Here is a 26,347-nt window from a genome sequence, read left to right as displayed (position 1 = left end):
ATACAGAATGTGCACCTTTGTCCAGTTCATAAGACATAGTTACCATTATACTCCATATACTATAAGCTTTTCGCTCGCTTTCATCCCCTATCTTGCGAAAAGGGAATTCCCGCTCGCAAATGTTAAACTATCTTTGATGCGGCTCTGCCTCGGTTACTCTCTGAAAAGATAGAGCTTTATTGCATGATCATTTCTAGAAATTACAAGGAGAAGATTAACCATTTGAAACGATTTCATCCCACAATTGGTGGGGCAAAATAGTAATATTCATTGAATTACGATCTTCTTCCCAAAAGTTAGGAAATGTAAACATCAAAAAGCTTACAAATTTTTACCGTTACTTAAACGAGTTTTCTAGTAGTGCAATCTCCTTTTGAGAAAGTTTCCAACCCATAGAATTTGCATTCTCAATAACGTGCTGCGGGTTAGATGCGCGTGGTATTGGAAAAACGAAGTCGTACTTTGTAAGAAACCAGTTCAGTGCGATCTGGGATGGAGATACCTTACCATGGTTTGCTATTATCTCATTATAGGCCTCTGATGGATATGCAGATGCTTTGGTTAGATCGCCATGTCCTAGCGGATAATATGGCAGTATTGCAATGTTGTTTTCCCTACAAAACGGTATCAGATCATTCTCGATATCTCTCTTCTGCAGGCTGAAATCCATCTGCGTGGAAATTATCTCGTACTTCCGCAGAGCAGCTATCGCTTCCTTGGTTTGCTCAAGACCGAAATTGCTAATCCCTATATAGCGAATCTTCCCGTCATCCACCAGCTTTTCCATAGCATGCATCGTCTCAGTTATTGAGAATTTCTTGCTGGGAAAGTGCAACTGATATAGATCAATGTACGGCGTTTCCAGAGCAGCCAGACTGTGATCGCACGAATTTATAACCTTCTCAAAGGAGAAATGATTTGGAAAAACCTTTGTTGCTATAAAAAGATCGTTTCTGTCATATCCCTTTATTGCTTTAGCAACCAGTCGTTCAGTTCCATATATCTCAGCAGTATCTATGAGATTCAAACCAAGTTCCAACCCAGTCTTTATAGCATTCACTCTTCTGTCTTCGTTTGGCCTTATATGAAATGCCTTGTCCATTACGATCCACGAAGGGTCGTAATACGTACCCATACCTATTCTCGAAACAGAAAATCCTGTCTTACCAAATTCCTTTTTTTCTATCATGTTTTAACCTCATGATTCTTTACCTGGAAGTAAATTTCCTTCCTCAATAGAACGTTGCCTGAACAGTTTCATCCTTGACATAAATGGAACATAAAGGGTATTCAATATTATAGAAAATAAGACTATGAAGGACGTTATTACGGTTATTATGGGCCCGTATGTTAGCAAATACACGTTGTGTGTTAATAGTCCAATGCTAAGTGGAAGTACTGAAAGAACTATCGAAACAATGCCACGCGGACCCACGGCAGAATAAAAAGCCATGGAAGCTTTATCAATCTTTTGCCTATGCCCAAAAAATGGTGCCATGGAAGCCAGAACAGCAGCAGGGCGAACCACCAGAAGCAGCATTGCAGTGAAAAGGAGACCGTATAACACATAATCAACGATATCTGACCTTAACAGCATTCCACCAATAGCAATGAATATAATAGCCTCGGAAAGAACGGCCAGGTTCTCGCTGAATGCGGTTTCGCGATTCCAAAAGATTGTCTTGTCTGAAAAATTCCCGATAATTGCTCCCGTAGCTATAACGGCCGGGAATGGCGTTATTTTTGACGCCTGTAGCGCGATGAATTCTAAAATCACTATGCCAAGCATAAACGCTACAACGAGATTCTCGAAATTCATAATCTTGTTGATGACTATAACAAGAACACCGACCACAATTCCAATTAAAGCAGGGATTATGATCTGAACAAGAAACTCGAGAACCGATCCAGGAATGAGGCCGATATGAGAAACAAAGGTGGAGAAGAATGCGGAATATGAAGATGCAGGATCGACTATGAAAAGAGCGATAGATACCAGCACGATACTTATGGGATCATTGAACATGCTTTCCCCTATAATAGTACTTGAGATCTCTTCTTTTACATGGATTTTCTTGAAGAGTGGAATAAGAGTAGCAGGATCAGTGGGAGATATTATTGCACCGAAGAGGAATCCGACAGAGAATGGGGCTTTGAATACATATGAAAAGATAAGACCTGCCAAAAGTGCAGTAACTATGACACCGATAGTATCTAAAGAAACGATCTTGGCGAAGTATTTTCTTATTGCCTTCAAGTCCATGTGGTGACTCTCGAAATAGAGAATGAATACGATCCCCAGTATTCCGAAACCAAAACCTCCAAAATCAAGCATAAAAGAGCTGGCGTATTCGTATTTAATCAAACCCAGAGCCGGACCGAACAATATACCTATGATTATTAGAATTGGCACATCTACAACTGAGATTTTTCTGGCAATGGGTATAGCAAATGCTGCCAGTATCAATATTAAACTTAATTGGTAATACTCTGTTGTTATACTGAAAACCATTTCCTATTTCTCTTCCTCCAGTGATACTGGAAAATTTCTTTTATGTTTAGTTTTCTGGTACAGTTCAAGAACTTTACGATCTACTTCACTTACCGGATCTCGGTGTTTCATAAACAGGTTTTCTACCGACTGATCCATCTGATCGTATGTCATTCCAAGCTCATCCTCATCGGACTGATGTTCCCACAAACCTGCAGATGGTTTTTTATTTATGATATTCTGCGGAACACCAAGGCTTTCACCAAGTTGTTTCACATCCCGTTTCAGTAGGTGAATTATGGGTTCCACGTCGCATGCTCCATCTCCAAATTTTGTAAAGTATCCAAGATAGTTTTCTGTCTTGTTAGTCGTACCAATAACAACCCCATCGTGTATATTCGAAAAATAATAAAGGATGCTCATCCTAATTCTTGCTTTTATGTTTCCCAAAGCAGAAATGTCGCTAGCCCCAAGAGACTTCTGGAACTGTACAAATATCGGTGTTATATCAATAGTTGTAAGGTTTACATTCGCAATGCTGGCAAGATCATAGACGTCATCATAGTCTGATCTTGGTGTCGTATCAGAAGGCATAAAAAATGGAAAAATCTTAAAATGCGGTATAGATTTCTTAAGGAGCATCAGCGTCACTGAACTATCTATTCCACCGCTTAAACCAACTATTGCGTTTCTGCTGCCAACGAATTCTCTCAGGAATTTGGTGATTCTCTGTATTTCTTGTTCTGCATCCATTGATGTCTGACAATTATATCTTGTCCATAAATAAAGCTTGTCAATTTATAGTATCAATTGAAAGCTCAAAATTATTGAATGGAATCCTATTCTGCTTGTAAAGTAGATCTTTAAAACAATTGAGTGCCATTACAATGAATTCAAGGATCGAGTGGATGGACTTTTTCGTAGTTCACATAAACTGTGTTAATTTGTGAACAGAGTGATTATGGCCAATAGTTGTCCTTACGCCGCCTAGACGTACCATTTTGCGAAACTTCGAGCAGCCAATAAAAAACGAAGGTTTCGGAAAGATCAAACCAATCCTTGCATATTAATGGCGTCAACAAGATTCCTAAATATCATTAGAGATGTCAGCGAACCTACCCCACCCGGAACTGGTGTAATCGCTGAAACCTTATCTTTTATACCTTCAAAATCCGCATCTCCAACAATCTTATCACCCACAACATTTATCCCCACATCAATTACAACGCTTTCTGGTCTCACAAAATCAGTCGTGATCAATCCGGGTTTGCCGGCAGCTGTAACTATGACATCAGAAGACCGGCAGAGATCCTTCAATCTTAAGGTTTTGCTGTGGCATACCAAGGGAGTAAAATTATTCGAGAGAAGCATCATAGAAAGTGGTTTGCCAACGGTTAGAGTTCTGTTTATTATTGCAATAACCGAACCCTGCAGAATCCCGATTTCAGAAATAAATTCCATGACAGATGCCGCAGTGGCTGGTCTTAGACTGCCCTCCCCTGACATCAACCTTCCAAGATTTAGGTATGTTACTCCGTCAACATCCTTCTCAGGCGGTATAAGGTTGATGAATTCGTGATAATTAAGATGTTTTGGGACGGGCGACTCAACGATTACTCCATGGACATCAGGATCAAGAGCGATCTTTCTCACCTCGGAATTGACTCTTTCCTGGGAAACATCGCTTTCGAGCATCAGAATCTTTGTTTCCACTCCAAATTCAGAAGCTCTTTTTATTTTAGCATTAAAGTATTGCTCCGAAGCTGGATCTTCTCCTATCTTCACAATTCCCAAGCAAGGGGAAATACCTGAATTTTTTAATGATGCAACAGAAGATTTTATATCTGCTTTAATTTTTGTCGCAATTTGTTTTGAGGATATTATTCCGGTGAGAATAGTTATCAACTCCATTCTATAACGGTTTTAACCTCTCCGGACTTCTTGTGTAAGAAGATATCCGTGTCATCAGGCTTAACTCTGGATGTAATCATATTAGGTACTAGGTCTCCATATTGATAATTCCACCTAGTGAGATCCTGCAGTGCTTTTTCGTAATGTACTCTTGAACCATCTACAGAACCCATTATCGTTATGTTCCTCTCAATTATATAATCGATGTCTGAACCATCGAAAGTGGATGCTGGAGCATTACTGTTTGTTCCAAACAAGATCATTATTCCATTGTTATTCATTTTCCTGATAAATCTGAAGATTGTTCCCGGATCGCCACTTGTGTCTATAGCAAGATCGAAGCCATTCTTCTCCTTTAATACATCTTTAGTGTAATCATAAAAAGTTATGTTCGCTTTGTCCATCATCCCAAGTTTAAATTCTGTCTCAGGATGTCTGTTAGTCATGTAAGTCTGGAAACCATAATCTCTTGATGTCAGACCATAAAGAAATGCTTCATTTCCCGTTCCTATTATTAAAGACCTTTTTTCATCATATGCTCCGTTTGCATCCGTAAAAACGGACTTTCTTGATACTATATCAAACATTTCGAAAGCTTTTCTGACATTTTTTAAGGGTTCAGTTAAAACTGCTACTTTGACTATATCTGGATCCTCTACCTTAACAAGATTCTGAGGATAATCCTGGAATTCCGATCTCATGAAACCATTAAGTCCGGTTATTCCCGCTTCGTGTTTTTCACCATCTGAACAATTATCTGAACGACCTATAAGGCAATTAACGCATTTGCCCGGACGTCTAACAACCGGGACAACATAATCGCCCTTTTTAATCCCCAGATCGTTATCCTCGGCTTCAATAACTTTAGCCAGACATTCATGACCTAAGATCAATTTCTGTTCCCCGCGTGGCGCATAAGCAAACGGAAGCGACCCTGAAACTATTCCCCTATCAGTTCCGCATATTCCAGTGTATATTGGTTTCAATTTGATAGGCAAATTTTCATCGACATCGATTTGCTCGTATTTTACTCCCCATTTCGGCGGTTCCGTTGTTATGGCATCCACTTTCATGATCGCGTATCTTTACAGAATATATAACAAGTGCTCGTTGAACGCCGTCTACCTGTTTAAAAACAATGCAATGATTGTTGGAACAGAAACAATTTCAGTTATTTTAAGGACTATTGACTCAGGACCACCATTAAATTAGTGCACCACCAGATGTACTTACCTGATACATGCAACGGTTCAAATGCATATGAAGCCTCATTAAGACAAACTCAACTCACCGCATATATACAAAATTATTTATTACTACTTATTCTCTTAAGACTCCAATGGAACATTCCAACATCGTAATAATTGGTGGTGGCATAGTTGGTCTTGCCATAGCAGCTGAACTTTCAACAAACAATGAAGGCATATTTGTTTTCGATAAAAATAAAATGGTGGGCATGGAAACAAGTAGCCATAACAGCGGTGTGATACATTCAGGGATCCATTATCCAAGAGGAACCCTTAAAGCCAGATTAGCAGTTGAAGGAAACAGAATGATTTACGAATTATGCAATGAATACAACATACCTTTCAAGAAACTCGGGAAATTAACAGTCGCGAATAACGAGAATGAAATAATTGAACTTGAACGCCTTATGAAAAACGGAGAGGACAACAACGTAGAGAATCTTAAGTACCTCGACAAAGAAGAGATCAGATCCATGGAACCGAACATAGAGGCACAAAGGGCTATTTATTCTCCTTCTACGGGAATAGTGGAGCCTTTCGATTTGATTAACCTGTTTTACCGAAAAGCTGTGAATAATCAAGCGGAAATTGTCACCAATACTGAAGTAAGTTCTATCAGGAAGGTCGATTCAGAATACGAACTGACCGGTCTCAGCTCTGGAGAACCGTTCACCTTAAGATCAAAAACGGTCATAAATTGTGCCGGCCTCCATTCGGATGAAGTTGCGGCCATGATCGGGCTAGATGTTAACAAACTCGGATACAAAATACAATTATGCAAGGGTGACTACTTCAGAATAAATGGAGCAAAGCCTGTTCGGATACCAGTATACCCAGTTCCTTCCTTCCCAGGTTTAGGCATCCATCTCACACCTGATCTTTCGGGATCTGTAAGAATGGGACCAAACGCATACTATGTTGACAGCATAGATTACAGAGTGGAATCTGACAAGAATGAGTTCACGAATTCTGTACGAAACTTCATGCCATCTATTGATAAATATGATATCAGCCCTGATTCTTCAGGGATAAGACCGCAAATAAAAAAGGATAAAAGTGGCTTTAAAGACTTTATCATCGCTCACGAAGTTAATAATGATCTATTTGGTTTCTTCAACCTGATCGGCATAGAATCACCTGGACTTACCTCGGCGCCAGCCATAGGAAAATATGTTTCGGAAATGTATGAAACAGAAATTAAATCCTGAATCTTGCTGTTTGAAAATAGTTCTGAGCCCGTGCGAATTCGAGTAAGAGTACGTCTAGGCGTCCGTTACGGTACAAAACTTATTGACACACGCAAGATGAGAACTAGTTATTATTAATTATAGCATACTATTATGGTTGAATATAATGGCCCGCGAGAGTTATCTGCTTTCACTCAATGCTTCGATCCGATCCTTTATTTTCACGATTTTGGCAATCCTATCGCCATTCTATCTTCTTGAGCTGGGACTCAATGCTATAGAGATAGGGCTTTTAATTTTGGCATTTGCCGCTGTAACTATGGTTTTTGTATACCTGTTCAGTTTCCTGAAAATTCCGTTGAAAGAAAGAGTCTTAATCCTTTCTGTTTTGCTTTTTATTACACTTGCGATACTCTTTTTCATTGGTGGCATAACTGCGTATATAATTGCCCTATTGATTTCCGGGACCTCGCTTTCAGGAAAGGATTTTACCGCCAATAGATCGATAGAACAGTACGCTATAAGCCACTTTGAAACAAACCAGAGAAAGAAGAATTTAGTATTCTCTTACTACAATTTCGGCTCATACGCCGCAAGCGCCTTGGCAGCGGGCTTGATTATAATGGTTGGCTATAATTTCAAACTTCTATTCTTTGTCTCCATGATCGTGGCTTTGTTCCAATCTGTTCCATACGCAGTAATAAGATTCCCTTCGATGGAGAGAATAAGGGGTAGATCGCCAGTAAAGGACCCTGATAAACCGAACGTAAGAAAGCTCGGATTTCTCTTTGCTATTGATGCTTTAGGTGGAGGAATGATCACCACGTCCCTGATTGTACTTTGGTTCAGGGTAACATTTGACATCGCAATTTCCACTGCAGGTATAATATTCTTGATAGTTTCCATAGTTACTGCAATTTCTGTAATTTTGTCATCAAAGATTTCTAATAGAATTGGATTAGTCAGAACAATGGTGTTTACTCATCTCGTAAGCAACATGTTCCTGATTTTGATCCCGGTGATTCACTATTTGCCAGTTGCAGAGATCTTTCTTTACCTTAGACAGACTACCAGTCAGATGGACGTGCCCGCCCGAGATAGCTTTACAAACACAATAATCAGCAAGGAATCCAGAATACGGAGCAACTCAATATTTATTAGCATAAGAAACGGGTCTCAGATACCGGGACCAGGAATAAGCGGTTTACTGATCAGCACTTTTCCACCTTTAATGTTCTTTGTATCTGGTACCGTTAAAGCTGTGTACGATTTGTTGCTTTACAGTTCATATCATTCATTTAAAGATCCTTAAACCATTGAATCTGAAATTTTTGTCTTTCCCGGTAAGATCATAATCAAAAGAAAGCACAAGAGCGAAAAACTTAGCCGACTAGTAGATCGTTATACTGCGTATCCCATCAAGTTTCCTTAACTTGGTTAAGAGTTCAGAAGGAATCGGGGAATCCGCTATTATGTAAAATTTAGGATCTGCCGTTATGTAAGGATCGTCTGCGATAGCTTGCCTAATGCTTATTCCTTCCGCGGAAATCACTTGACTTACAGACGCCAGTATGCCCGGTTGTTTTGCATCCTTTGGAATCAGAACTATTTCCCCAAGGCCAAGATCCGGTGCTACGTCCTTAAGATTCATAATCGATCTGAACTTTCCGAATATATTACTCATCTCTTCGTCATCGGATATCCTCTCGCACGTATCCTTCACGATCCTCGGATCAACGTCACATACCTTACCAATTGCACCGAACTCTATCTGGATATCATTACAGTACATTTTCCCGAACCTAATGGACAGACCGTATTCCAAAATCTTGTTTACGACCCTTCTCTGTGCAGGAAAATCTGAAAAATTTTTCTTTATCAGGTCTTGAATGGATGCCATATCGAATGATTGTAATCTTTCTTAAATATTTGGTTGTTTTGAAGCAAAGTAAATATATTATTTTTGAAAGAATTAAATCGCCAGCAATATTCAACTTGAACAGAAAATATTATACGGCAAACAAAACAAAGACATAGACTTTCAATAGAACTGTCTGCCGATACTGTCAAGTTCCTCAAAAGTCATAGGATGCTGATGCGCCATCTCGGCGAAATCACGAATGCTGAGTCCTTTGGAAATGGCAAGGGCAATCTCATTTATGATATTCCCAGCATCGTTTCCTATGGCATATCCGCCTATTATCTTCATTCTCGCGTCAACAAGGAGCCTAATTTTTCCTACCATCTCGCCGTTTATCTGGGCCATCGCATCATGGTCAAGAGAAAACTCTGCGGTTGTGAATTTTATGTTTTCCTTTTTTGCCTGTTCTGGAAGAATACCTACAAAAGAAAGTTGTGGTATAGTGAAAACTGTAAAAGGAACAGAGAGAGGATCAAAGTAATCAACAAGTCTATCTCCGGCCATAATATTGTTTGCTGCTACAAGCGATTGCCGTTTTGCAGCATGAAACAGAGGGGTAATACCATTTACATCTCCCGTAGCGTATATATTCTTGACACTCGTTTGCATTCCATTATTAACTATTATTCCATGCTTCTGGTATCTTACACCTAATTCTTCCGTGCCTTCTGGGAAAATGGGTATTCGCCCAACTGCCAGCATTACAAATTCAGAATCTATATGATCCATGCTTCCGCCGTGATCGAAATTGACTCGATATCCATCGACGATGCGTTCTATAGATTTGACTGTGGAATTCATGTAAGATTCGTATCCAGGAAGAAGAGTCAGGAGAGCATTTACTGGTTCAGGGTCCAGAGTAGCAAGAGGTTTCGGGAGCATTTCTATCACATAGACTCTCGTACCAAGGATCGAAAGAAATGATGCCGTTTCCATTCCGATGTACCCGCCTCCAATGATAACTATACTATTTGGAAGATGCCTGATTTTTGGAGAGATCGAAAAAAAACTGGAGCTTGTCACAGCGAATTCTGCCCCGGGAAACTTTGGAATGAATGTATCCGATCCCGATGCGATTATTATGTGATCTGCTGAATACCTAGCCATACCTGTACCATCATCGACGGATACAGTGTGATCATCAACTAATCGGGCAGTGCCTTTTTTTATAGACAAGCCTGCCTTAGACAATTCTTCTGTGTGTTGTTCATATCGCACATTCTGAACATGATCTTTGAGTTCTACAAGCTTTGCGTAATCCAACGAATAATTGCCAAACCGCCTCATTTTGACATAGTTATGTACATTTTCTATGATCGCTTTGGACGGTACACAGCCCTCAGAAAGGCAGTTCCCGGACATGACGCCCTTTTTGTCTATCATTAAAACTGTGTGTCCAGAACGCTTAAGTGTAAAAGCCGCAGGGTAAGCCGCTCCTCCAGCTCCAATTGTTATAACATCGTAGTGATCCATCTTTGCAAATTACGCTATCCATTAATAAATTAATGTAAAATTAAGAGGATCAGACGTAACGCTGATTTCGTTAATAACTTTAGAGCAGAGAAATAATTTTAGAGCGAACAACATTAGGAGAGATATGTCTGTTGATCTTCATGGAAAAATTCCGGAGAAAGTCAAGAATATATTGGGATGCCAATCTGACGAAGAACTAGATATTGGAATTTTCATCTCTACGATAAGCTCCGATGGAAGACCACATTTCGCAATGTTATCACCATTTCAGACGGTTATATCCAAGACTCATTCATTGTACATTTCGCTTTATTCGAACTCTCAAACTACAAAAAACCTTAAGGAGAGACACAAAGGTACGATCGCTTTTACGGTTCCACCATCCTCATTTTACATGGCAGCAGATTTTAGTTTGGTTATACTGAGCTCCTTTAACAATTCCCTTCCTGATCACTCACTCTTTATAGGTACGATGGCCTCAGTCCAGGAAGACTATTCACAAAGCGCCCCGATATATTCTACCGTAAGATTCAGAGAGGATAAGATAAAGGAGAGTTATTCCAACGAACGGATGAAACTTTGCGAAGCTGTAGAAGAACTAGAAAAATAATCCGTTCATGAAACCAAGATCCCCTGTATCTACCAAACTTTCACCTTTTCACTTACCTGTGTGGTAACAGGAGGCCTATAAGATGATCCAAAAACGTTCTCGAAGGCTTCATGATTGGTGGCCGGGATTATGGCGCGGAACTTGTCCGGGGAATGCGGATCTATAGTAATCAACCGCCTAGCTTCCTGCTCACGTACATTTGCTCGCCATATTTGTGCATATGATATGAAAAATCGCTGCTCCGGTGTCATGCCTTCAGTTTCTGTTGATGTAGTTGGATCGCGCGCTTTATGCCGCTGAAAGGCTTCAAACGCTATGCTTATGCCCCCCAGATCAGCAATGTTCTCTCCCAGCGTCAGTTCACCATTAATGTGTACGCCTGGAAATATCTCCTGTGAAGAATATAGCTCAACAACCTTCTTTGCTCTCTCTGTGAACTTTTCAATATCCTCTTCTGTCCACCACTCGTTTAAATTTCCATTTGCGTCAAACCGTCTTCCCTGATCATCAAAGCCATGGGTTATTTCATGAGATATTACTGCTCCAATAGCGCCATAATTTACTGCATCGTCTATTTCATCGTCAAAGAATGGCGGTTGAAGAATTCCAGCTGGAAACACTATCTCATTCTCTGTAGGGTTAAAATAAGCGTTCACAGTAGGAGGGGACATGAGCCATTCGTCTTTATCGACAGAAGAGCCTACACGATCCAATTGCCTTCTGACCTCAAAATTAATGGATCTTAAAACATTGCCAAAGAAATCATCCTTAAGAATCTCTATGGATGAATAATCCCTGAAGCGTTTAGGATAACCAATCTTTGTCCTTAATTTTTTAAATTTATTGACAGCCTTTTGTCTGGTTGTTTCGCTCATCCACTCGACTGTTCTAAGCCTTTCTAGAAATACCGATTTGATATCTTCGACGAGTTCTCCCATTCGCCGTCTGGCTGATTCCCCAAATTCTCTTTCGACATAGAGTTGCCCAAGGGCTTCGCCGACAAGTGCGTCGATTATAGAAACTGAGCGCTTCCATCTAGGTTCCGGTTTCTCCTGTCCGAGCAATTTTTTGTTGAAAAATTCGAAATGCTCATTGTAAGCTGCAGAATGTATATATGGGGCAGAAAAATTTAAGATTTTCCAGATCAGGTATATCTTCAAATTTTCAATCCCTTCGTTTAGGAATAGGCTATCAAGTGCCTCAAAGAACTCTGGCTGGCCTATTATGACTTCCTGAACTTTTGGTACTTTTAATGAGACGATGTAATCCCTTAAGTCGATAAGCTTGTATTTACTGCTTAGATTTTCTAAGTTCATCTTATTGTAATTCCTTTCAGCGTCTCGTAAATCTGCGCGTGCCCTGGAATTTTGAGCCAGAAACCTCTCAATCCTAACAACCGTACTAGAGTGTGATGCTACGTTTCCAAAAGATGGACGAAAAAGCAGAAACATCTTCTGAATGTGCTTTTCATATTCTTCCCTCAACTTAGAAAAAGAATTGGCGAGGTAGTATTCTCTGTCAGGTAAAGATATACCGCCTTGATAAATATGCAGAGCGTAATATTCGCTATTTTTCTCATCAGGTTCAGCATAAAAATCAAAAAAACATGGAATGCCTATTGAGTGAAGGTAGGGGATAACTTTTTTCATATCTTCAATTGACTTTATGCTATCGACCATTGTCATCAGATCGTTTATAGGGGAAAATCCAAGTCTTTCAATTGTGCTCTCATCCATTGCTGAAATATAGAACTTGCCGAGGAAATCCTTAACACTTGATCTTGAATTACCAGTATCTTTGGAGCATTCCTCAAGGATATCACGAAGAATGTATGTATTTCGTTCTATTAGTTCGTTGAACGCACCCCATCTCGTTTTATCTTCAGGGATTGCGTGAGTATTCATCCAATTTCCACACGCATAACCATAGAAATCCGTGAACGGGTTTTTCTCAAAATCCATGTATTCCAAAGAGAACTTTGGAGCTTCTGGACGTGTTTCTTTGTTTTCTGTATTTTTATTCATCAGACCCCAGAGAACCAAAATTATTAAATTTTTAGTTATGTCAGCAAGGAACTATCCCGGAATCTTGCAACGAGAGGAATCCTTCTTCACTTCTCCTCCTCAAATCTGCGAAGATATTTTTTTGCTAAATTTAAATACTTGGTATTGGATTACTAAGTATGGCCATTGATAAAGACAACAAGAAGGATTTGATCGGATATCTGAACAAAAATTTTCTTGTTTATCCCTCAAAATATCTATTTAAAAAGGATTCTGAACACGTCTTGGTATGGAGTGGGACCGATGTTTATAAATTCCTTGATTTTGCGAAATCACTGGATAAACGAGTGATTTATACATATACACCTTTGCATCCGGAAAATGAAAACCCTGAAACTCCAGAGTCTACCGAACCAGCTGCTGTCGGATTTATTATTGAGGGATTTTTAAATGTTTTTCTTATAGATCAGGATTTGTCCCAAGCAATTGGCCATGAAATTTCCTCAGCTCCAAGCGTTTCGGATGAACATAAACTTGGTGTTTCTGAATTAATAGCTCAAGACCCTGACAAACTGGCTAAGGAAATGGCTAACTTCGTCAAAGCAAATCTTGATTACATGAGTCCTGACCCTTTCAATCTGGCGTATTTTTTCAAAAAATTCTGGGAATCTAAGGGTGTTCGCGAAGAACAGAGCGATAGGAATTTTAAAGCTTTTAAAGAAAAGATCGAATTAAAGGCCACTGGAATAATAAAATCTTAACTTGTCTTTCTAATCTCAAGAGATCGTGATATCATAATCCATTACTTTTTAGTGGTATTCCAAACCGAATGTTTTCAACAAAGTTTACTGGTTAAGGGCTATGTCTGTTCCTTGTTTCTTATCAACACATCAAGCTTCTTGGTACTTGTGCGAATAAATAGAATTATTACATTTATTGCTACAGCAACCACAAATATTTGTAACCCGAAGTTCCAAAATTTACAAGATTTTGCAGTTTCAGATTATAACTTCAAGGTCGTCAGAGTCCTAAAAATATATAACATAGAGCCAACACAGTTTTTCACACAAACCTAAATTTTATATTTTTCGGCGAGGAATAAAGCCTTGACGAGAACAACTGAATATATCTTTACAATTGAGATGAAGTTATTCAATATATCATTAATCAAACGACCTTTTGCAAGAATCGTGAGGGGGTGATAATCATATCGTAATATCTAAATATGACAGTATAATTTGCTTTAAAGCACAACAGGGAATGTAATTATGAATGATTATGATCATTGTATAGAAGGAATGAGAATTTTATATAATATTCGATCGGAAAACGGATCAGATCCTGGAACCATAGTGAAAACCACAAAGAATATAGCGGAATGATTAGAGTGTATTATAAGAGATCTGAGTTCTGTGCCATAAGAAATCACTTAACCGACAGACTATTGGACTAATGCATAGTTGGTAAATTATAGTATGACAATTTATTTTTTAATTTCCATACTTATTTTTGTAGCCACACTCATTCTGGTCCTGAAGAATCCAAAACATGTGGGAGTAGGATACTGGACCTTGATAGGTGCAGTCCTGAGTTACTTTCTCGGAATTATAACCCTGTCAAACGTATTAGAAGTCTGGGGAATTGTCTGGAATGCAACTTTTACATTTGTTGCAATAATAATTATCTCTTTGATCTTTGACGAGGCAGGCATCTTTGAATACGCCGCAATTAGGATTTCAAGGTTCGCTAAAGGAAATGGGGTTTTGCTCTTTGTCTTTATAGTGATTCTTGGTGCAATGATATCTGCAATATTCGCCAACGATGGCACAGCGTTGCTCCTCACTCCAATTGTGTATTCCATGCTGTACCGGTTGAAGGTTGAAAAGAAATACATCATTCCATTTATTATGGCAACAGGATTTATTGCAGATTCTGCCAGTCTTCCTCTTCCTGTAAGCAACCTAGTAAATATAGTTAGTTTGACGTACTTCAAGCTTAACTTTATTGGCTATACAAAAATAATGATTTTCCCAGACATAATTTCAATACTTGCGTCTCTTTCGCTTCTCCTGTTATTTTACAGACATTCTATTCCAAGATCCTACGATTGGATTGCACTTGGAGATCCAAAGTCTGCTATAAGAGAGTCAAAGATATTCAAAGCGGCGCTACCGATCATCATTATTCTCATAGCAGCATATGCTATTGGAAGTATGTATTCCATTCCCATCGCGTTTATTGCTTCGGCGGCTGCCATTTTTCTTCTGTTGTTGACAAAATTCGAATCAAGTATTGATATACCTAAGATACTCAAGGAAGCCCCATGGCAGATCGTTATCTTTTCATTTGGGATGTATCTGATCGTCTTTGGTATGGGCCGTGAAGGATTAACTAACATAATAGCAATGATTATTGTGGATATCTTGAGATTCCCTGGTCCGATACCTGCGATACTTTCAGGATATTTCTTTGGAACCATGGCCGCTGGAATGAATAATATGCCCTCCGTTCTAATAGGTGCTCTTTCAATATCCCATATAACGAGTTATCCAAATTATCTGATTTACACAAATGTTATAGGAAACGACATAGGCCCAAAGTTTACACCAATAGGATCCCTTGCAACCATGCTGTGGATATACACCCTTCAGAGGAAAGGTGGTATAAACATAAGTTACGGCTACTACATGAAGGTAGGATTCCTCATTGCGTTGCCTGTGCTAACACTTACGCTACTTGCCCTTTGGATAGTAATGATTATCTAGTCTCCGGGAGAGGAAGCAAAACACTATTAATAAGACAGAAATAACAATATCTGGAGAAAAACGTAATGACAGATAAAGTAGGCTGCCCTGTCAAGAAATTGCCACCAATACATGCTGACGCATACGAAAACTTGCAAGAAGGTATCAATGCTCTTGCAAACAAGTATAGGATAGCAATTCTTCTTGAGCTTGATAAATATGGGGAATTATGCGCTTGCGATCTAGAACCTGTATTGAATCTTTCCCAGTCAAGCGTTACGCTTCATCTTCAAAAACTCTATCACACGGGGTTTTTGAAAAAAACCGAGAGAGGCAAATACACATACTATAGTATCAATAAAAATTATTCATATGTGCTGGCATTCTTGAAAGAGTTGGGAGATTTTTACAAATTAGAAGAAACAGTAGAGCGATGAACCTTTGATGCCCTAAATGCAATTATAATTATTTTTAGAGCCAGTTCTCTTTTGACATTGTAGATATCAAAAATAGGTAGAAGGATACTCTCGAAAACTAACGGATCATCCGCTATTTATATAGACCAATATTGATACATTATGCGCCCTCAAATGTTAATAATACCTAAACATTTTTTATATTTAAAATAAATCCACTTTAAAATCCATTTCCAGTCTACTTGCTTCCATGTCTCGGCCTTCCCGTCCTTGCGCGTACCAAGGTAAGCTAGAAAAAAATCATACTATTGTCTTTAAACACATTTAAAAAGACTCAGATAATGCTTCCAGAAAATTTTAGAATTCTACCCCCAGATATTATCAACTATAGCCTCTTTAGATTCAAATTTTATATGTTGTATGCCCGAAACATTATGGTATCGTGATTATGAGAGAACCACTAACATTTAAATAAATCTGAAATATCATCGACCAAGTGTGGAATGGCGTTTCCACAGTGTGAATCGCTGGCTTCAGCTGGCTGATAACGCCTAGCTGTGTTTGGTGATTCATAATGTACCTAGTTACTCTGACAGAAACTATCACGCAATATTTTTTCTTAGTACTCACAGCTCCCTTGTACGCTGGAATTCTAGCAACTTTAAAAGCACGCGTTGAATCACGCAAAGGGCCAAGCATATTCCAGCCATATTATGACATTTTCAAGTTACTTAATAAAACCACAATAATTCCCGAAGGTTCCGGTCTTTTATTCCGGTATCTTCCGTATATTGCTTTTGGAACGTATTCTCTTATTGCCCTAATAATTCCGGTCGTTATCCCGGTTCCAATATTTTTTACGGCCTCTGCTGATTTCCTGGGTGGAGCTATTCTCTTCTCATTCGCTGGATTTTTAAAGATGTCCGCTGCAATGGATTCTAACAGCAATTTTGTTGCACTCGGTATTACTAGAAGCGCCTCTTTCACGTTTCTTTCCGAGGGAACGCTAATAACCGTATTCATTGCTGTTGCCTTATTAACCGGAACAGATGATCCTTACATTACAAATGGATATCTGATCTCCTATCCAGTTTCATTGATATCCCTGACTCATGTCTTTTCGTCACTTGCATTCTTCATGATATTCTTATACGAAACTGGAAAGATACCAATTGAGAGCGAGGGTCTTCAAGAACTTGGAATGATAGATGCAGCTTTAAACTATGAATACAGTGGAAAACTTCTTGCGATAAACAAGTGGTCTTCATATATAAAGCAATATCTTCTTGGAGCAGTGTTTCTAAATGTATTCTTTGTTCCTTGGGGACTTTTTTCTGGGTATCCATACTTCCTTTTGGATATGCCGGTTATGTTTGTTAAGTGGCTACTGCTGATAGTCATAGTGTTAATTGTTGAAACCACTCTTGCAAAACTAAGATTGTTCAGAGTGATCGACTACCTTGCAGCTGCCTTCACTTTTTCAATCCTGTTCCTGATTTTCTCTGAGGTGATCATGTGATCTCCATTGCTCCGATAATATACTTGCTATCGGCATTCGTCGCCATTTCCGCATTTTACATTCAGGGACAGGAGTTTGTCATATCGATGATAAGGGGGCAATCCGTTCAATCTGTTCTAATAGCCGTAATAGCATTCATAATGGGGTTTGTTGAAAAATCTCTTGATTTTTTCATATTGGGTATCTTAATAATAGCAATGAGAGCATTCCTTGTTAATTTTTTTCTAGAGAGGAAAGTGCCTGAATCAAAAAAATACCTATACGAAAAGGGAGTAAATGTCCCTTACCTTTTCCTTGTGGACCTGATTTTTATAGTGGTCTCGGTGATCCTAATTTATTCTGTCATATTTTCTGGCATAACACTCCACAGTTTTGTTGGGGATTCTACGGTTCTTGTTTTTCCTTTAATGCTTTTTTTTCAGGGACTATTTTTGATTGCTTCGAGAAAAACCACTTTTACCCAGATAATAGGATACGTGGAAGAAGAAAATGCCCTAGTTCTTTTCGCTATCTTCCTTCTTCCGATCCCGATAATAATCGAGGCTAGTGTGTTCCTGGACGTTCTAGCGCTCGTAGTTATATCTTCAATAGTAGCTATTGAAAAGTTGCATCATGAAAGAATGGAGGAACTGAAAGGATGAATCTTGGAGAATCCATAGTCATAGTTATGGTAATTATACCTGCAGTTTCCATTCTATTCTATAAACTGAGAATACAGTATGCTTCCGTTGCAGCTGGGATAATTGACCTGATTCTAACCATGTTACTTTATTTTTACAGACCGCCATTTGGTATATTCTTCATAGATAATATCACAATAATTTTCATTTTAATGGTATTATCCATCTATGTTCTATCGCTAGTCTATTCACCTGCCTACCTAAAAGGAACAAAAATGGGCATACGAAATAATAATTATTACATGCTCATGGACCTGTTTACAGTTTCTATGCTCTTCACACTGGTGATAAACAATTACGGCCTGATGTGGGTAGGTATAGAAGCAACTACAATATCGTCAGCGCTTTTATTGATAGCAAAAAAGACAGACACTTCTCTGGAAGCTACTTGGAGATACATCATAATAGTATCGGCAGGTGTAGCTTTTGCCTTTTTTTCAGTGATTCTGATATATTACTCGTTAGGAACATTGCAGGTTTCGACAGCTATAATCTCACATGTTCATTCAAAGATGATTATCGTCGCGGTTGCAATAGCACTGATTGGATTCGGAACTAAAGTTGGTGTTTTCCCAGTGCATACATGGTTACCCGATGCCCACAGTGAAGCGCCATCACCTGTAAGTGCCATGTTTTCTGGAGTTTTATTGCCAACTGCACTGTACGTGCTATACCGGGTATATCAGATTGATCCGATAAGAGATCTGTACGTATGGTTTGCAGTTGTTTCCATAGTTGCAGCGTCTATATTTTTAGGGTATCAGACGCGCTATAAGAGGATGTTTGCATACTCAACAATGGAGAATATGAATCTTGCTCTCTTGGGTTTTGCTATTGGAGGAACCTTCGGTGTCGTTGGAGCCGTTCTTCTGTTGATTTCACATAGCTTTGGTAAAGCAGGAGCTTTCTATTCTTCCGGGAATATCCTACGCTTTACTGGCAAAAGCAAGATCCTCGACGTAGGAGGAATTTACAGATCGATGCCGGTTACCTCATCCTCATTACTCCTTTCCTCTCTCGCCGTAACAGGTGCCCCTCCTTTTGGCACATTCTTCGGTGAATTCCTCATATTTGCTGGTCTCCTGCAGGAACATCAATACGCAGCGTTTATTATTGTTGCTATTGCTGTTGCTGCTGCATTCATATCCATGAATTATAACGTTAGCTCAATGCTTTTCCACGGTTCTTCTGATTACAAGGAAGAGAACAAGCTGATGCCTGCTATTTCCCTTTTTTCCTCTATTGTCCCGATAGTTATCGGTATTGTTTATATGGTGATGTACAGTGCAGTGGTATAAATTTGGAGAGTTTTCAGGAAGATACGTTGGGGAAACGGCCTATCACAGAATCACAGAAAATACGATAGCTAATAAAACCGAATCGTTAAAGGAAAATTATAAAGAACTGCCCGGAGAATTTGGTTTCTTATATGGGCCTTCAACCGGAGGTCTCTTAGAATCTGTGTTGTTTAATATACACACGCCTGGGGAAGTCATTAAGGGAATAGACGTAGATCCAGAAGTAAAGTTAAGAAGAATAACTGTAAATGGCCTTAAACCGGCAGATGCCCTTTTAAGAATAGAAAGGATAAATGCATATCATTCTGCAAGCCATTCAATAGCTTTCTGTTCAGCCATTGAGGATGCCCTGGATATAGAGGTATCCGACCTAACCAAAGAAAGACGAATAGCGATGATCGAACTCGAAAGAATCCGAAGCAATCTTGAGGTAATAAAACGTATGTGTGAACCTGCGGGATTTGGTGTACCACATAATCAAATAGCGTACTTACAGGAGAAGCTCTCCAGGATAATTGGGAACCTATCCGGCCATAGATACATGTTTTCCTCAAACGGCATAGGCACGGCAACTTTTCGTATCAATGACGTAAGCGATGAACTGCTTGATCTCAGGAAAGAGTTTAGTGATATCTTTAAGAGTCTGTTGCAGTCGAGGATATTCCTCAATAGACTACAGAACAATGGAGTAATAGACACCAATGAATTAATCGGCCCGGCAGCGCGTGCAGCAGGACATAGAGTTGACGCTCGTACAGATTCAAAAACCTTACCTTACGAAAACATGGGTTTTGAGCCAGTAATATTTGATGAGCCAGATGCATTCGGCAGGTTTTACGTAAGAAGCATGGAGATATTGGATTCCATAGACCTAGTTGTGTCCATAAAACCAAAGGATCAAAAAGATGACGTTAATTTTCCTCAAAATTCAGATGGCGAGGGAGCGGCAAGAATAGAAAGCCCTCAAGGTGATCTATTTTACTATGTGAAGATTCTTAATAACACAATTGATCGCATAGAATTGTCCTCCCCTTCCATTCCCAATATAAATGCGTTCAAAAGATCAATGATCGGCAATATATTTACGGATTTCCATTTCAATTGGGAGAGTTTTGGCATATGGATCTCTGAAGCGGCGGTGCTGTTTCAATGAGTAATCTCTGGTTTCTAAATGGGATCAAGAAAGGGATCAAGACTGAAAAATTCCCATATAGCCACGAGGAAAGCCCACCATTGTGGCCCTCTAGGATTTATGGCAGCGGAGAGGCTGAATGCCCAACTGACGCTATAAAAAATGAGAAATGGGACAGTGAAAAATGTATTTTTTGCAGAAGATGTCTTCCAAATTATCACCCCAATGGAGATCAAAATCTTTTTTATATTTCAAGGAGTGAAATCGTATTCAAGCGATCTTTCTATGTTTTTCCAATTGATACTGGTTCATGCAGTGGATGCAACATGGAATTCTTCAACTTGTTCTCACCGCAATACGATGCAAATCGACTGGGCATATTCATGACGAATACGCCAAGACACGCAGATGCTCTTGTTGTCATGGGCGTAATGACTGATGGAATGAAAAAGGCTCTAGAACTTGCATACGAGGCTATGCCAGAACCGAAGCTCGTAATCGGCCTTGGCGCCTGCGCACTCAGCGGTGGTATTCTTGGTAATCCTCCTTTGCCAAAGGAGCGATATAACGCCCTTATATCTGGGTGTCCACCTTCGCCATATACCGTATTGAAAGCGCTTCTAGAGGCAAAGAAAGGAGATAATAGTTTGAAAGAGAACTCCGGGAGTGGAACAAATTGATACCAGACTTGCAGTATTTACCATTGGTTATCTTTGGGCTCTCAGCTATCTTCTCTTTAATTAACAAGAAAATTGCCTATCTCCTTATAGTGACAGGATCGATTATATTCGGGTATCTACAGTTCCAACCTGGAAATGAAATTACATACTTTTCGTTAATAGTATCCATTGTATGGATAATAGTTGGCATATATTCACTGTCTTATGGAGAAAGCTATGGGAAGTGGTTACCCTCGCTCCTATCGGTAACAATACTGGGTATGTTTGTGATCTTAACTGCCAACAATTACGTACTCCTCATTGTGGGATGGGAGGTTATGTCTATTCCATCTTACTTGATCATAGCACTTAACAAACGAGATTCGCCCGCCGCTTTCACATTTATGGTCTTTAGTGAGTTAAGTACCATATTCCTCATTGCGGGAATTCTGTATGCATTTTCATTATCGGGATTTACGACATTCGCATTCGCATCTTTGCACAGCGCAATCCCTCTTATTTTAATCGGATTTGGGGCACTCATAAAAATGGGCATGACTCCCTTTTTGATAAGCGAATGGCTGCCTATAGCACACGGGAGTGCGCCAGCAAGTGCCTCTGCAATATTCAGTGCAACAATGACGGTTATGGGTGTATACATTATCTTCAGATTGGTAGAAATCAGTGTAGGAAGTCCGGGGTTGTATTACGTAGGATTGATCTTTCTTGTCATTGGTGGTATATCAATATTCTTTGCGTCAATATACGCATATATCTCTGAAAACATGAAGATGCTTGGCGGCTTCAGTACAATAGAGAACCAGGCAGCAATTTTATCCGCATTCGGGCTCTTCCTGATTTCCTCAGACGCTTTGCTTAAGCAATTTGTACTAGTAACGATAATAATATTCACATTTTCACATTCGCTCTCGAAGACCGGTCTCTTCCTGGCCGTGGGAAACTCTTCAGGCGAGTACTTCAGTCAAGTGAGAACCAAAAATAACATCTTTGGAAGAGCTGGAACCATGTTGAGCATAATTTCTCTTTCCGGACTGTTTCCCACAATTGGAGGCTTAGCTGTTTGGATGCTCTTAGAATCGTTCTTCATGCAAGCTTTCATTGGAGGCTATACCGGAATAGTCGCGATAATATCGGGTTCGATAATAGCTGTGTCAGAAGGTATGGTGACTGGCGCGATGCTTAAGATTTTCTTCTTTACAAATTTGTTCAGAAGACAGGTAGGAAATCCAGAGAAACTACAGTCTTTCGTTGTTTTCTTCGTGGGTCTGGCGGTTGTAGCACTTTTCGCATTATCAGTTTTGATAGTCCCGCAATTATTTCTTTCAGGAATACCGTCCGTTCTCGTGTTTAAAGGCCTCATGATCGAAAGTAGATTCGGTGCCGGAGATTTCGGTTTGATTTCTCCGGATTACGTTATTTTGTTGATATCGGTATTTTCGCTCGTAGCGTATGCGATTTTCAGGGGACCCGAGACCAGAATCGCGCCAGCGTGGAATGGGGGATCTCCAGTTTCGCCACCATACACTTCTTTTGCATATTCCGGTAACATAAAGATAATGCTTAAAAAAATACTGAGAACAAAAACAGACACATATGGTCATAATCTTTCTGTAGTAGATGTCTTTTGGTCATCAATGATAGTCGTTGGTATAAACTACCGCAGAGCTTGTAGACTGATTACTAGAGGATTTATGAACAGTTCAGTCGGCTGGTATATGGTCTATATGATCGTCGCTTTTATGGTTGTTTTATTGATTTCAGTGCTATTCTTTTAGTCGAGTAAAATCGTTTCAAGGAACAATTTAATAGAATACAATCAATCATGGCACAATGAGGATTTTAGTAACAGGCCACAAGGGCTTCATAGGAGGTCATATTTTCTCTTACTTAACAAAGAATAACGACTATGAAGTATCTGGGATGGACATAGGTGATGAGCTTCCACAAGGACATTTTGACCTAATAATTCATATGGCCGCCAGGGGACTAATAAGAAAGTCTATAGAGATGCCATATGAGTACTTTGACGACGACTTAGCGCTAACATTACGCTTCCTTGATAAAGCGAGAAAGGACCGATCCACATTCGTCTTTCCTACTTCTGGATCTTCCGCGAAGCCTACCAACCCATATTCTCTGTCGAAAGTTCACTCCGAACAATGGATAGAACTTTACAGGAAATTGTACAACACAAAGGCGTATATTTTGAGATTTTTTAATATTTATGGCCCTGGAAGCCAGAAAGGTTCAGTATTCCTATTTACTAGAGCTGCCATAGAGGGTAAAGAGGCGGTGGTTTACGGCGATGGCAGGCACAAGAGGGACTATTTTTACGTCGGAGATATGAAAAAAGTGGTAGACCTAATAGCCAATGAAAAGATTGAACCAGGCGATTATCAGGTTGGGACTGGCATAGGTACTTCAGTAAATGACCTGATTGATATGATCGAGAAGGCCACAGGGAGACAGATCAGTGTTAAATATCAACCTTATGTGCTGGAGGAAGCCGAAGCACTATTTGCGACCAAACCGGTAATAAAAGATTTCACTCCTTTAGAACAGGGAATAAAGAAAGTCGAAGAATATGTTAGGAGTTTAAACCCTTAGCTGTTCTTCGTTCAATGTAGTAGACGAGACCATTTACAGATAACACATGCTGAAGAAAAGGATCACTGAGCAATTGTGCGATAGTCACATTTGACTACGATTAACTGTGTACTTTCCCTCATGAACTCTAATAAAGACTATAATTATATAAATGTTCTATACAATTATATAATGCAAACCTTTTAAGCCTTGTTAGTGATTCATGATATTAATGCGAAAAAATGTATTTATATACCTAGGATTAATAGCTTTGCTTGCTATTTTGATTAGGTTGATCCCAACATTCGGAAATTATGGTTGGGGTAACGATTTTGGTATATATTATACAATTTTACAGGACTATGTAAGAAAGGGTTCCGTAATGACGACCTTTCCTTCTCCTTGGGGCGGTGCTGGTTACGGCGATTTCCCTGTGATGTACGTTACGATTTACTCGCTAAGTTCAATGACAGGCATAGGCGTTCGCGAACTGTTGATGACTGTTCCACAGATCCTAGGGGGTTTGACCGTTGTTTTAATATTTTTCATTGCCGAATATTTAACTAAGGATCTGAGGATTGCTTTGTTAAGCGCCCTCCTCCTCGCAGTAGATCCTATTCAAGCATTTCAAACATCCATGTCTTCTATACTGGTTTTTGGACACTTCTTTGGCCTGTTGACTGTATTATTTGCAATTAAGTACATCGATAGAAAAGTTTACATTTTTCCATTCTTGGTTTCATCTGTCTTGCTGATTATGTCCCATGAGCTTTCTACTTTTATGTATCTGGTAGGTACAGTAGGCATATTCTTATTTTACAAGATCAAATACGATATTAATGAACCCATTAAGTTCCTTTTGCCGCTATATATATTTTCAATTGCCATGTTTTCATACTGGTACTTTGTAGCATCGAAGACGATACTTTTCATCTCGAGTGGATTCCTGGGAATACCGGCATGGCTTATTGTTACAGCTTATTTTGTTCTTTTAACATTGTTATTTACTATCCAGTCAAAGAATATTAAAAGTATACTGAATAATATTTTAGATCGTACCGTCTACCGCCATGAAAGAAAACCGATTACTGTCAAGACTGCGGTGATCGTGACAACAATAATAGCAGGAACTGCACTGGCGGTAATACCGTTTTACTCCTCGTTCATGTCGTATACCAGTATATTAGTATTCTTACCACTCGTGGGAATAGCTGAATTAATTGGAGTTGGATTTGTCTTTTTATCTTCCAAAAAGTATTCCATTTTCCTACTAGGTTGGATCATTTCGCTGTCCGTATTTCTTTTCTACTCAATCATAACAAGAAATTTAGCTCTGTTACCGGGTAGGTTTTTCGAATATCTTGTAGAACCAATGTCTATAGTGGAGGCCATTGGCGTTCTCGGCCTGTTGGAATCTTATAAGATCATTGATACATCATGGGGGCTCTTTAGTAAAAAATCTAAAGATAAGAATAGGTGGAAAGATGAATTATACTCCTGGAAAAATATTAACCACTCTTTCAGAGACGAAAGGAAGAGATTTGTTGTTTATTTACGGGCGCACTCATCAAGCAGATACAAACTGAACATTGTGCTGCCAGCAATTCTAATCTTAGTCATTTTGTCATCGGCAACAACTGTTTACACTGTAGGGAACACTGTGACGCCCTCACACAATCAGAGTATTAGTATGAATGATTACGCTGCAGCAAACTGGACTACTGCCCATATGAACAAAAATTTTAGTGTTGCCACGGATCACACGATCGGGATTTTGATCGACGGTATGAACGAGAGCAGTTCATTCGAGTATACAAGGTATTTATGGAATTCAACAAATTACTCACTAATAGTACCCGAACTTCTTGGAAAGTATTACAACACGTCGTTAAATTACACACCGAATATGTTCATATTGATCGATTCGTCTATGCTAAGCGGTGGTGTCTGGGGCTACAACGGACTAAACAATCCCTCCGAGCCACCGATCTATATCAACAATGCAAGTTTCACAAAATTTTTCTCTTCATACTTCAATCCAGTATATCTTAACTTTACATCTCGGACCAAATGGTCAATAGTTTTTGAAGTAAATTGGACTGCAATAAACATTCATTTCTTAGAAGCTAAGTATTATATTCATATGCCAAAGAGCTACCCGACGATAACACTCAGCAGTTATATATTGAATGCTATGTACTCAAACATCCCGCTCAAGTATCAGAAGACAACAATCTGAGCATCTTTCAATTTCAACTGGTAGGTTATCTTGAGGTTGGACAAAAGAGATTCACTACTCTTAGAATTGCTGCCGATTCAAATCCAGAACAACAAACTTTTTAAAATTATTTTTAATATATTCGTGTATGAGCAAAAGGAAAGTATGCGCCATTTGTGGAACAGAATTTACTTGTGGGGGAATAACTGGATGTTGGTGCAGCTCAGTTTA

At 39.3% G+C, this 26,347-nt stretch carries 22 protein-coding genes; 14 read left to right on the top strand and 8 right to left on the bottom strand.

The window, feature by feature from the left end:
• Positions 1-337 precede the first annotated feature (337 nt).
• The 5 genes from LVQ96_07265 to LVQ96_07245 form a co-directional block, all read right to left on the bottom strand.
• Positions 338-1,189 carry an aldo/keto reductase gene (locus tag LVQ96_07265; protein ID MCW6170955.1) on the bottom strand — a complete coding sequence of 284 codons (852 nt, stop codon included), beginning with the start codon at positions 1,187-1,189 and terminating at the stop codon, positions 338-340.
• A gap of 9 nt (positions 1,190-1,198) precedes the next feature.
• On the bottom strand, positions 1,199-2,512 hold the full coding sequence (locus LVQ96_07260; protein ID MCW6170954.1) for a cation:proton antiporter: 1,314 nt from the start codon (positions 2,510-2,512) through the stop codon (positions 1,199-1,201).
• Positions 2,513-2,515: 3 nt separating this feature from the next.
• A complete protein-coding gene (locus tag LVQ96_07255) occupies positions 2,516-3,244 on the bottom strand; it encodes an NAD+ synthase (protein MCW6170953.1) in 729 nt (242 codons plus the stop codon).
• A 294-nt stretch (positions 3,245-3,538) separates the two neighbouring features.
• A complete protein-coding gene (locus tag LVQ96_07250) occupies positions 3,539-4,402 on the bottom strand; it encodes a bifunctional 5,10-methylenetetrahydrofolate dehydrogenase/5,10-methenyltetrahydrofolate cyclohydrolase (protein ID MCW6170952.1) in 864 nt (287 codons plus the stop codon).
• Positions 4,393-5,475, bottom strand: coding sequence for a glucose 1-dehydrogenase (locus tag LVQ96_07245; GenBank protein ID MCW6170951.1), 1,083 nt, complete (start codon positions 5,473-5,475; stop codon positions 4,393-4,395). The genes LVQ96_07250 and LVQ96_07245 overlap by 10 nt, the downstream gene beginning before the upstream one ends.
• Positions 5,476-5,741: 266 nt before the next feature.
• Between LVQ96_07245 and LVQ96_07240 the strand changes: the two genes are divergently transcribed.
• Both LVQ96_07240 and LVQ96_07235 read left to right on the top strand, forming a co-directional pair.
• Complete coding sequence (locus tag LVQ96_07240; GenBank protein MCW6170950.1) at positions 5,742-6,857, top strand: NAD(P)/FAD-dependent oxidoreductase; 1,116 nt, start codon at positions 5,742-5,744, stop codon at positions 6,855-6,857.
• 145 nt (positions 6,858-7,002) lie between these two features.
• Positions 7,003-8,148 carry an MFS transporter gene (locus tag LVQ96_07235; GenBank protein MCW6170949.1) on the top strand — a complete coding sequence of 382 codons (1,146 nt, stop codon included), beginning with the start codon at positions 7,003-7,005 and terminating at the stop codon, positions 8,146-8,148.
• A gap of 78 nt (positions 8,149-8,226) precedes the next feature.
• Here the strand turns inward: LVQ96_07235 and LVQ96_07230 are convergent, their stop codons facing one another.
• Both LVQ96_07230 and LVQ96_07225 read right to left on the bottom strand, forming a co-directional pair.
• Complete coding sequence (locus LVQ96_07230; GenBank protein ID MCW6170948.1) at positions 8,227-8,736, bottom strand: regulator; 510 nt, start codon at positions 8,734-8,736, stop codon at positions 8,227-8,229.
• 141 nt (positions 8,737-8,877) lie between these two features.
• Positions 8,878-10,230, bottom strand: coding sequence for a dihydrolipoyl dehydrogenase (locus LVQ96_07225; protein ID MCW6170947.1), 1,353 nt, complete (start codon positions 10,228-10,230; stop codon positions 8,878-8,880).
• Positions 10,231-10,354: 124 nt separating this feature from the next.
• Between LVQ96_07225 and LVQ96_07220 the strand changes: the two genes are divergently transcribed.
• On the top strand, positions 10,355-10,840 hold the full coding sequence (locus LVQ96_07220; GenBank protein ID MCW6170946.1) for a hypothetical protein: 486 nt from the start codon (positions 10,355-10,357) through the stop codon (positions 10,838-10,840).
• 29 nt (positions 10,841-10,869) lie between these two features.
• On the opposite strand, the gene LVQ96_07215 is transcribed toward LVQ96_07220, so the two are convergent.
• The gene (locus LVQ96_07215) at positions 10,870-12,864 is read right to left on the bottom strand and encodes a M13 family metallopeptidase (GenBank protein ID MCW6170945.1); all 1,995 of its coding nucleotides are present in this window, start codon (positions 12,862-12,864) and stop codon (positions 10,870-10,872) included.
• Positions 12,865-13,022: 158 nt separating this feature from the next.
• Here LVQ96_07215 and LVQ96_07210 point away from each other — a divergent pair, with 158 nt between their 5' ends.
• The 11 genes from LVQ96_07210 (at position 13,023) to LVQ96_07160 (ending at position 26,137) form a co-directional block, all read left to right on the top strand.
• Positions 13,023-13,604: a hypothetical protein gene (locus LVQ96_07210; GenBank protein MCW6170944.1), complete on the top strand. Its 582-nt coding sequence runs from the start codon at positions 13,023-13,025 to the stop codon at positions 13,602-13,604.
• Between the two features lie 714 nt (positions 13,605-14,318).
• Positions 14,319-15,608: an arsenical efflux pump membrane protein ArsB gene (arsB, locus tag LVQ96_07205; GenBank protein MCW6170943.1), complete on the top strand. Its 1,290-nt coding sequence runs from the start codon at positions 14,319-14,321 to the stop codon at positions 15,606-15,608.
• Positions 15,609-15,673: 65 nt separating this feature from the next.
• On the top strand, positions 15,674-16,024 hold the full coding sequence (locus tag LVQ96_07200; GenBank protein ID MCW6170942.1) for a metalloregulator ArsR/SmtB family transcription factor: 351 nt from the start codon (positions 15,674-15,676) through the stop codon (positions 16,022-16,024).
• Between the two features lie 553 nt (positions 16,025-16,577).
• Positions 16,578-17,522 carry a respiratory chain complex I subunit 1 family protein gene (locus LVQ96_07195; protein ID MCW6170941.1) on the top strand — a complete coding sequence of 315 codons (945 nt, stop codon included), beginning with the start codon at positions 16,578-16,580 and terminating at the stop codon, positions 17,520-17,522.
• Positions 17,519-18,163, top strand: coding sequence for a hypothetical protein (locus tag LVQ96_07190; protein MCW6170940.1), 645 nt, complete (start codon positions 17,519-17,521; stop codon positions 18,161-18,163). Before LVQ96_07195 ends, LVQ96_07190 begins: the two co-directional genes overlap by 4 nt.
• Positions 18,160-19,500, top strand: a complete 1,341-nt coding sequence (locus LVQ96_07185; GenBank protein MCW6170939.1) for a hydrogenase 4 subunit F — start codon at positions 18,160-18,162, stop codon at positions 19,498-19,500. Before LVQ96_07190 ends, LVQ96_07185 begins: the two co-directional genes overlap by 4 nt.
• Positions 19,487-20,653: a Ni,Fe-hydrogenase III large subunit gene (locus LVQ96_07180; protein MCW6170938.1), complete on the top strand. Its 1,167-nt coding sequence runs from the start codon at positions 19,487-19,489 to the stop codon at positions 20,651-20,653. Before LVQ96_07185 ends, LVQ96_07180 begins: the two co-directional genes overlap by 14 nt.
• Positions 20,650-21,312: an NADH:ubiquinone oxidoreductase gene (locus tag LVQ96_07175; protein ID MCW6170937.1), complete on the top strand. Its 663-nt coding sequence runs from the start codon at positions 20,650-20,652 to the stop codon at positions 21,310-21,312. Before LVQ96_07180 ends, LVQ96_07175 begins: the two co-directional genes overlap by 4 nt.
• The gene (locus LVQ96_07170; protein ID MCW6170936.1) at positions 21,309-23,087 is read left to right on the top strand and encodes a hypothetical protein; all 1,779 of its coding nucleotides are present in this window, start codon (positions 21,309-21,311) and stop codon (positions 23,085-23,087) included. The genes LVQ96_07175 and LVQ96_07170 overlap by 4 nt, the downstream gene beginning before the upstream one ends.
• 55 nt (positions 23,088-23,142) lie before the next feature.
• Positions 23,143-23,919, top strand: a complete 777-nt coding sequence (locus tag LVQ96_07165) for an NAD-dependent epimerase/dehydratase family protein (GenBank protein ID MCW6170935.1) — start codon at positions 23,143-23,145, stop codon at positions 23,917-23,919.
• Positions 23,920-24,130: 211 nt separating this feature from the next.
• Positions 24,131-26,137, top strand: a complete 2,007-nt coding sequence (locus LVQ96_07160; protein MCW6170934.1) for a hypothetical protein — start codon at positions 24,131-24,133, stop codon at positions 26,135-26,137.
• Positions 26,138-26,347: the final 210 nt, after the last annotated feature.

This window comes from Thermoplasmatales archaeon, from assembly GCA_026127925.1.
In the GTDB taxonomy this organism is placed as follows: domain Archaea; phylum Thermoplasmatota; class Thermoplasmata; order Thermoplasmatales; family Thermoplasmataceae; genus JAKAYB01.
Note: the sequence above shows the minus strand (reverse complement) of the source record. Positions and strands in the feature narration are given on the sequence as shown.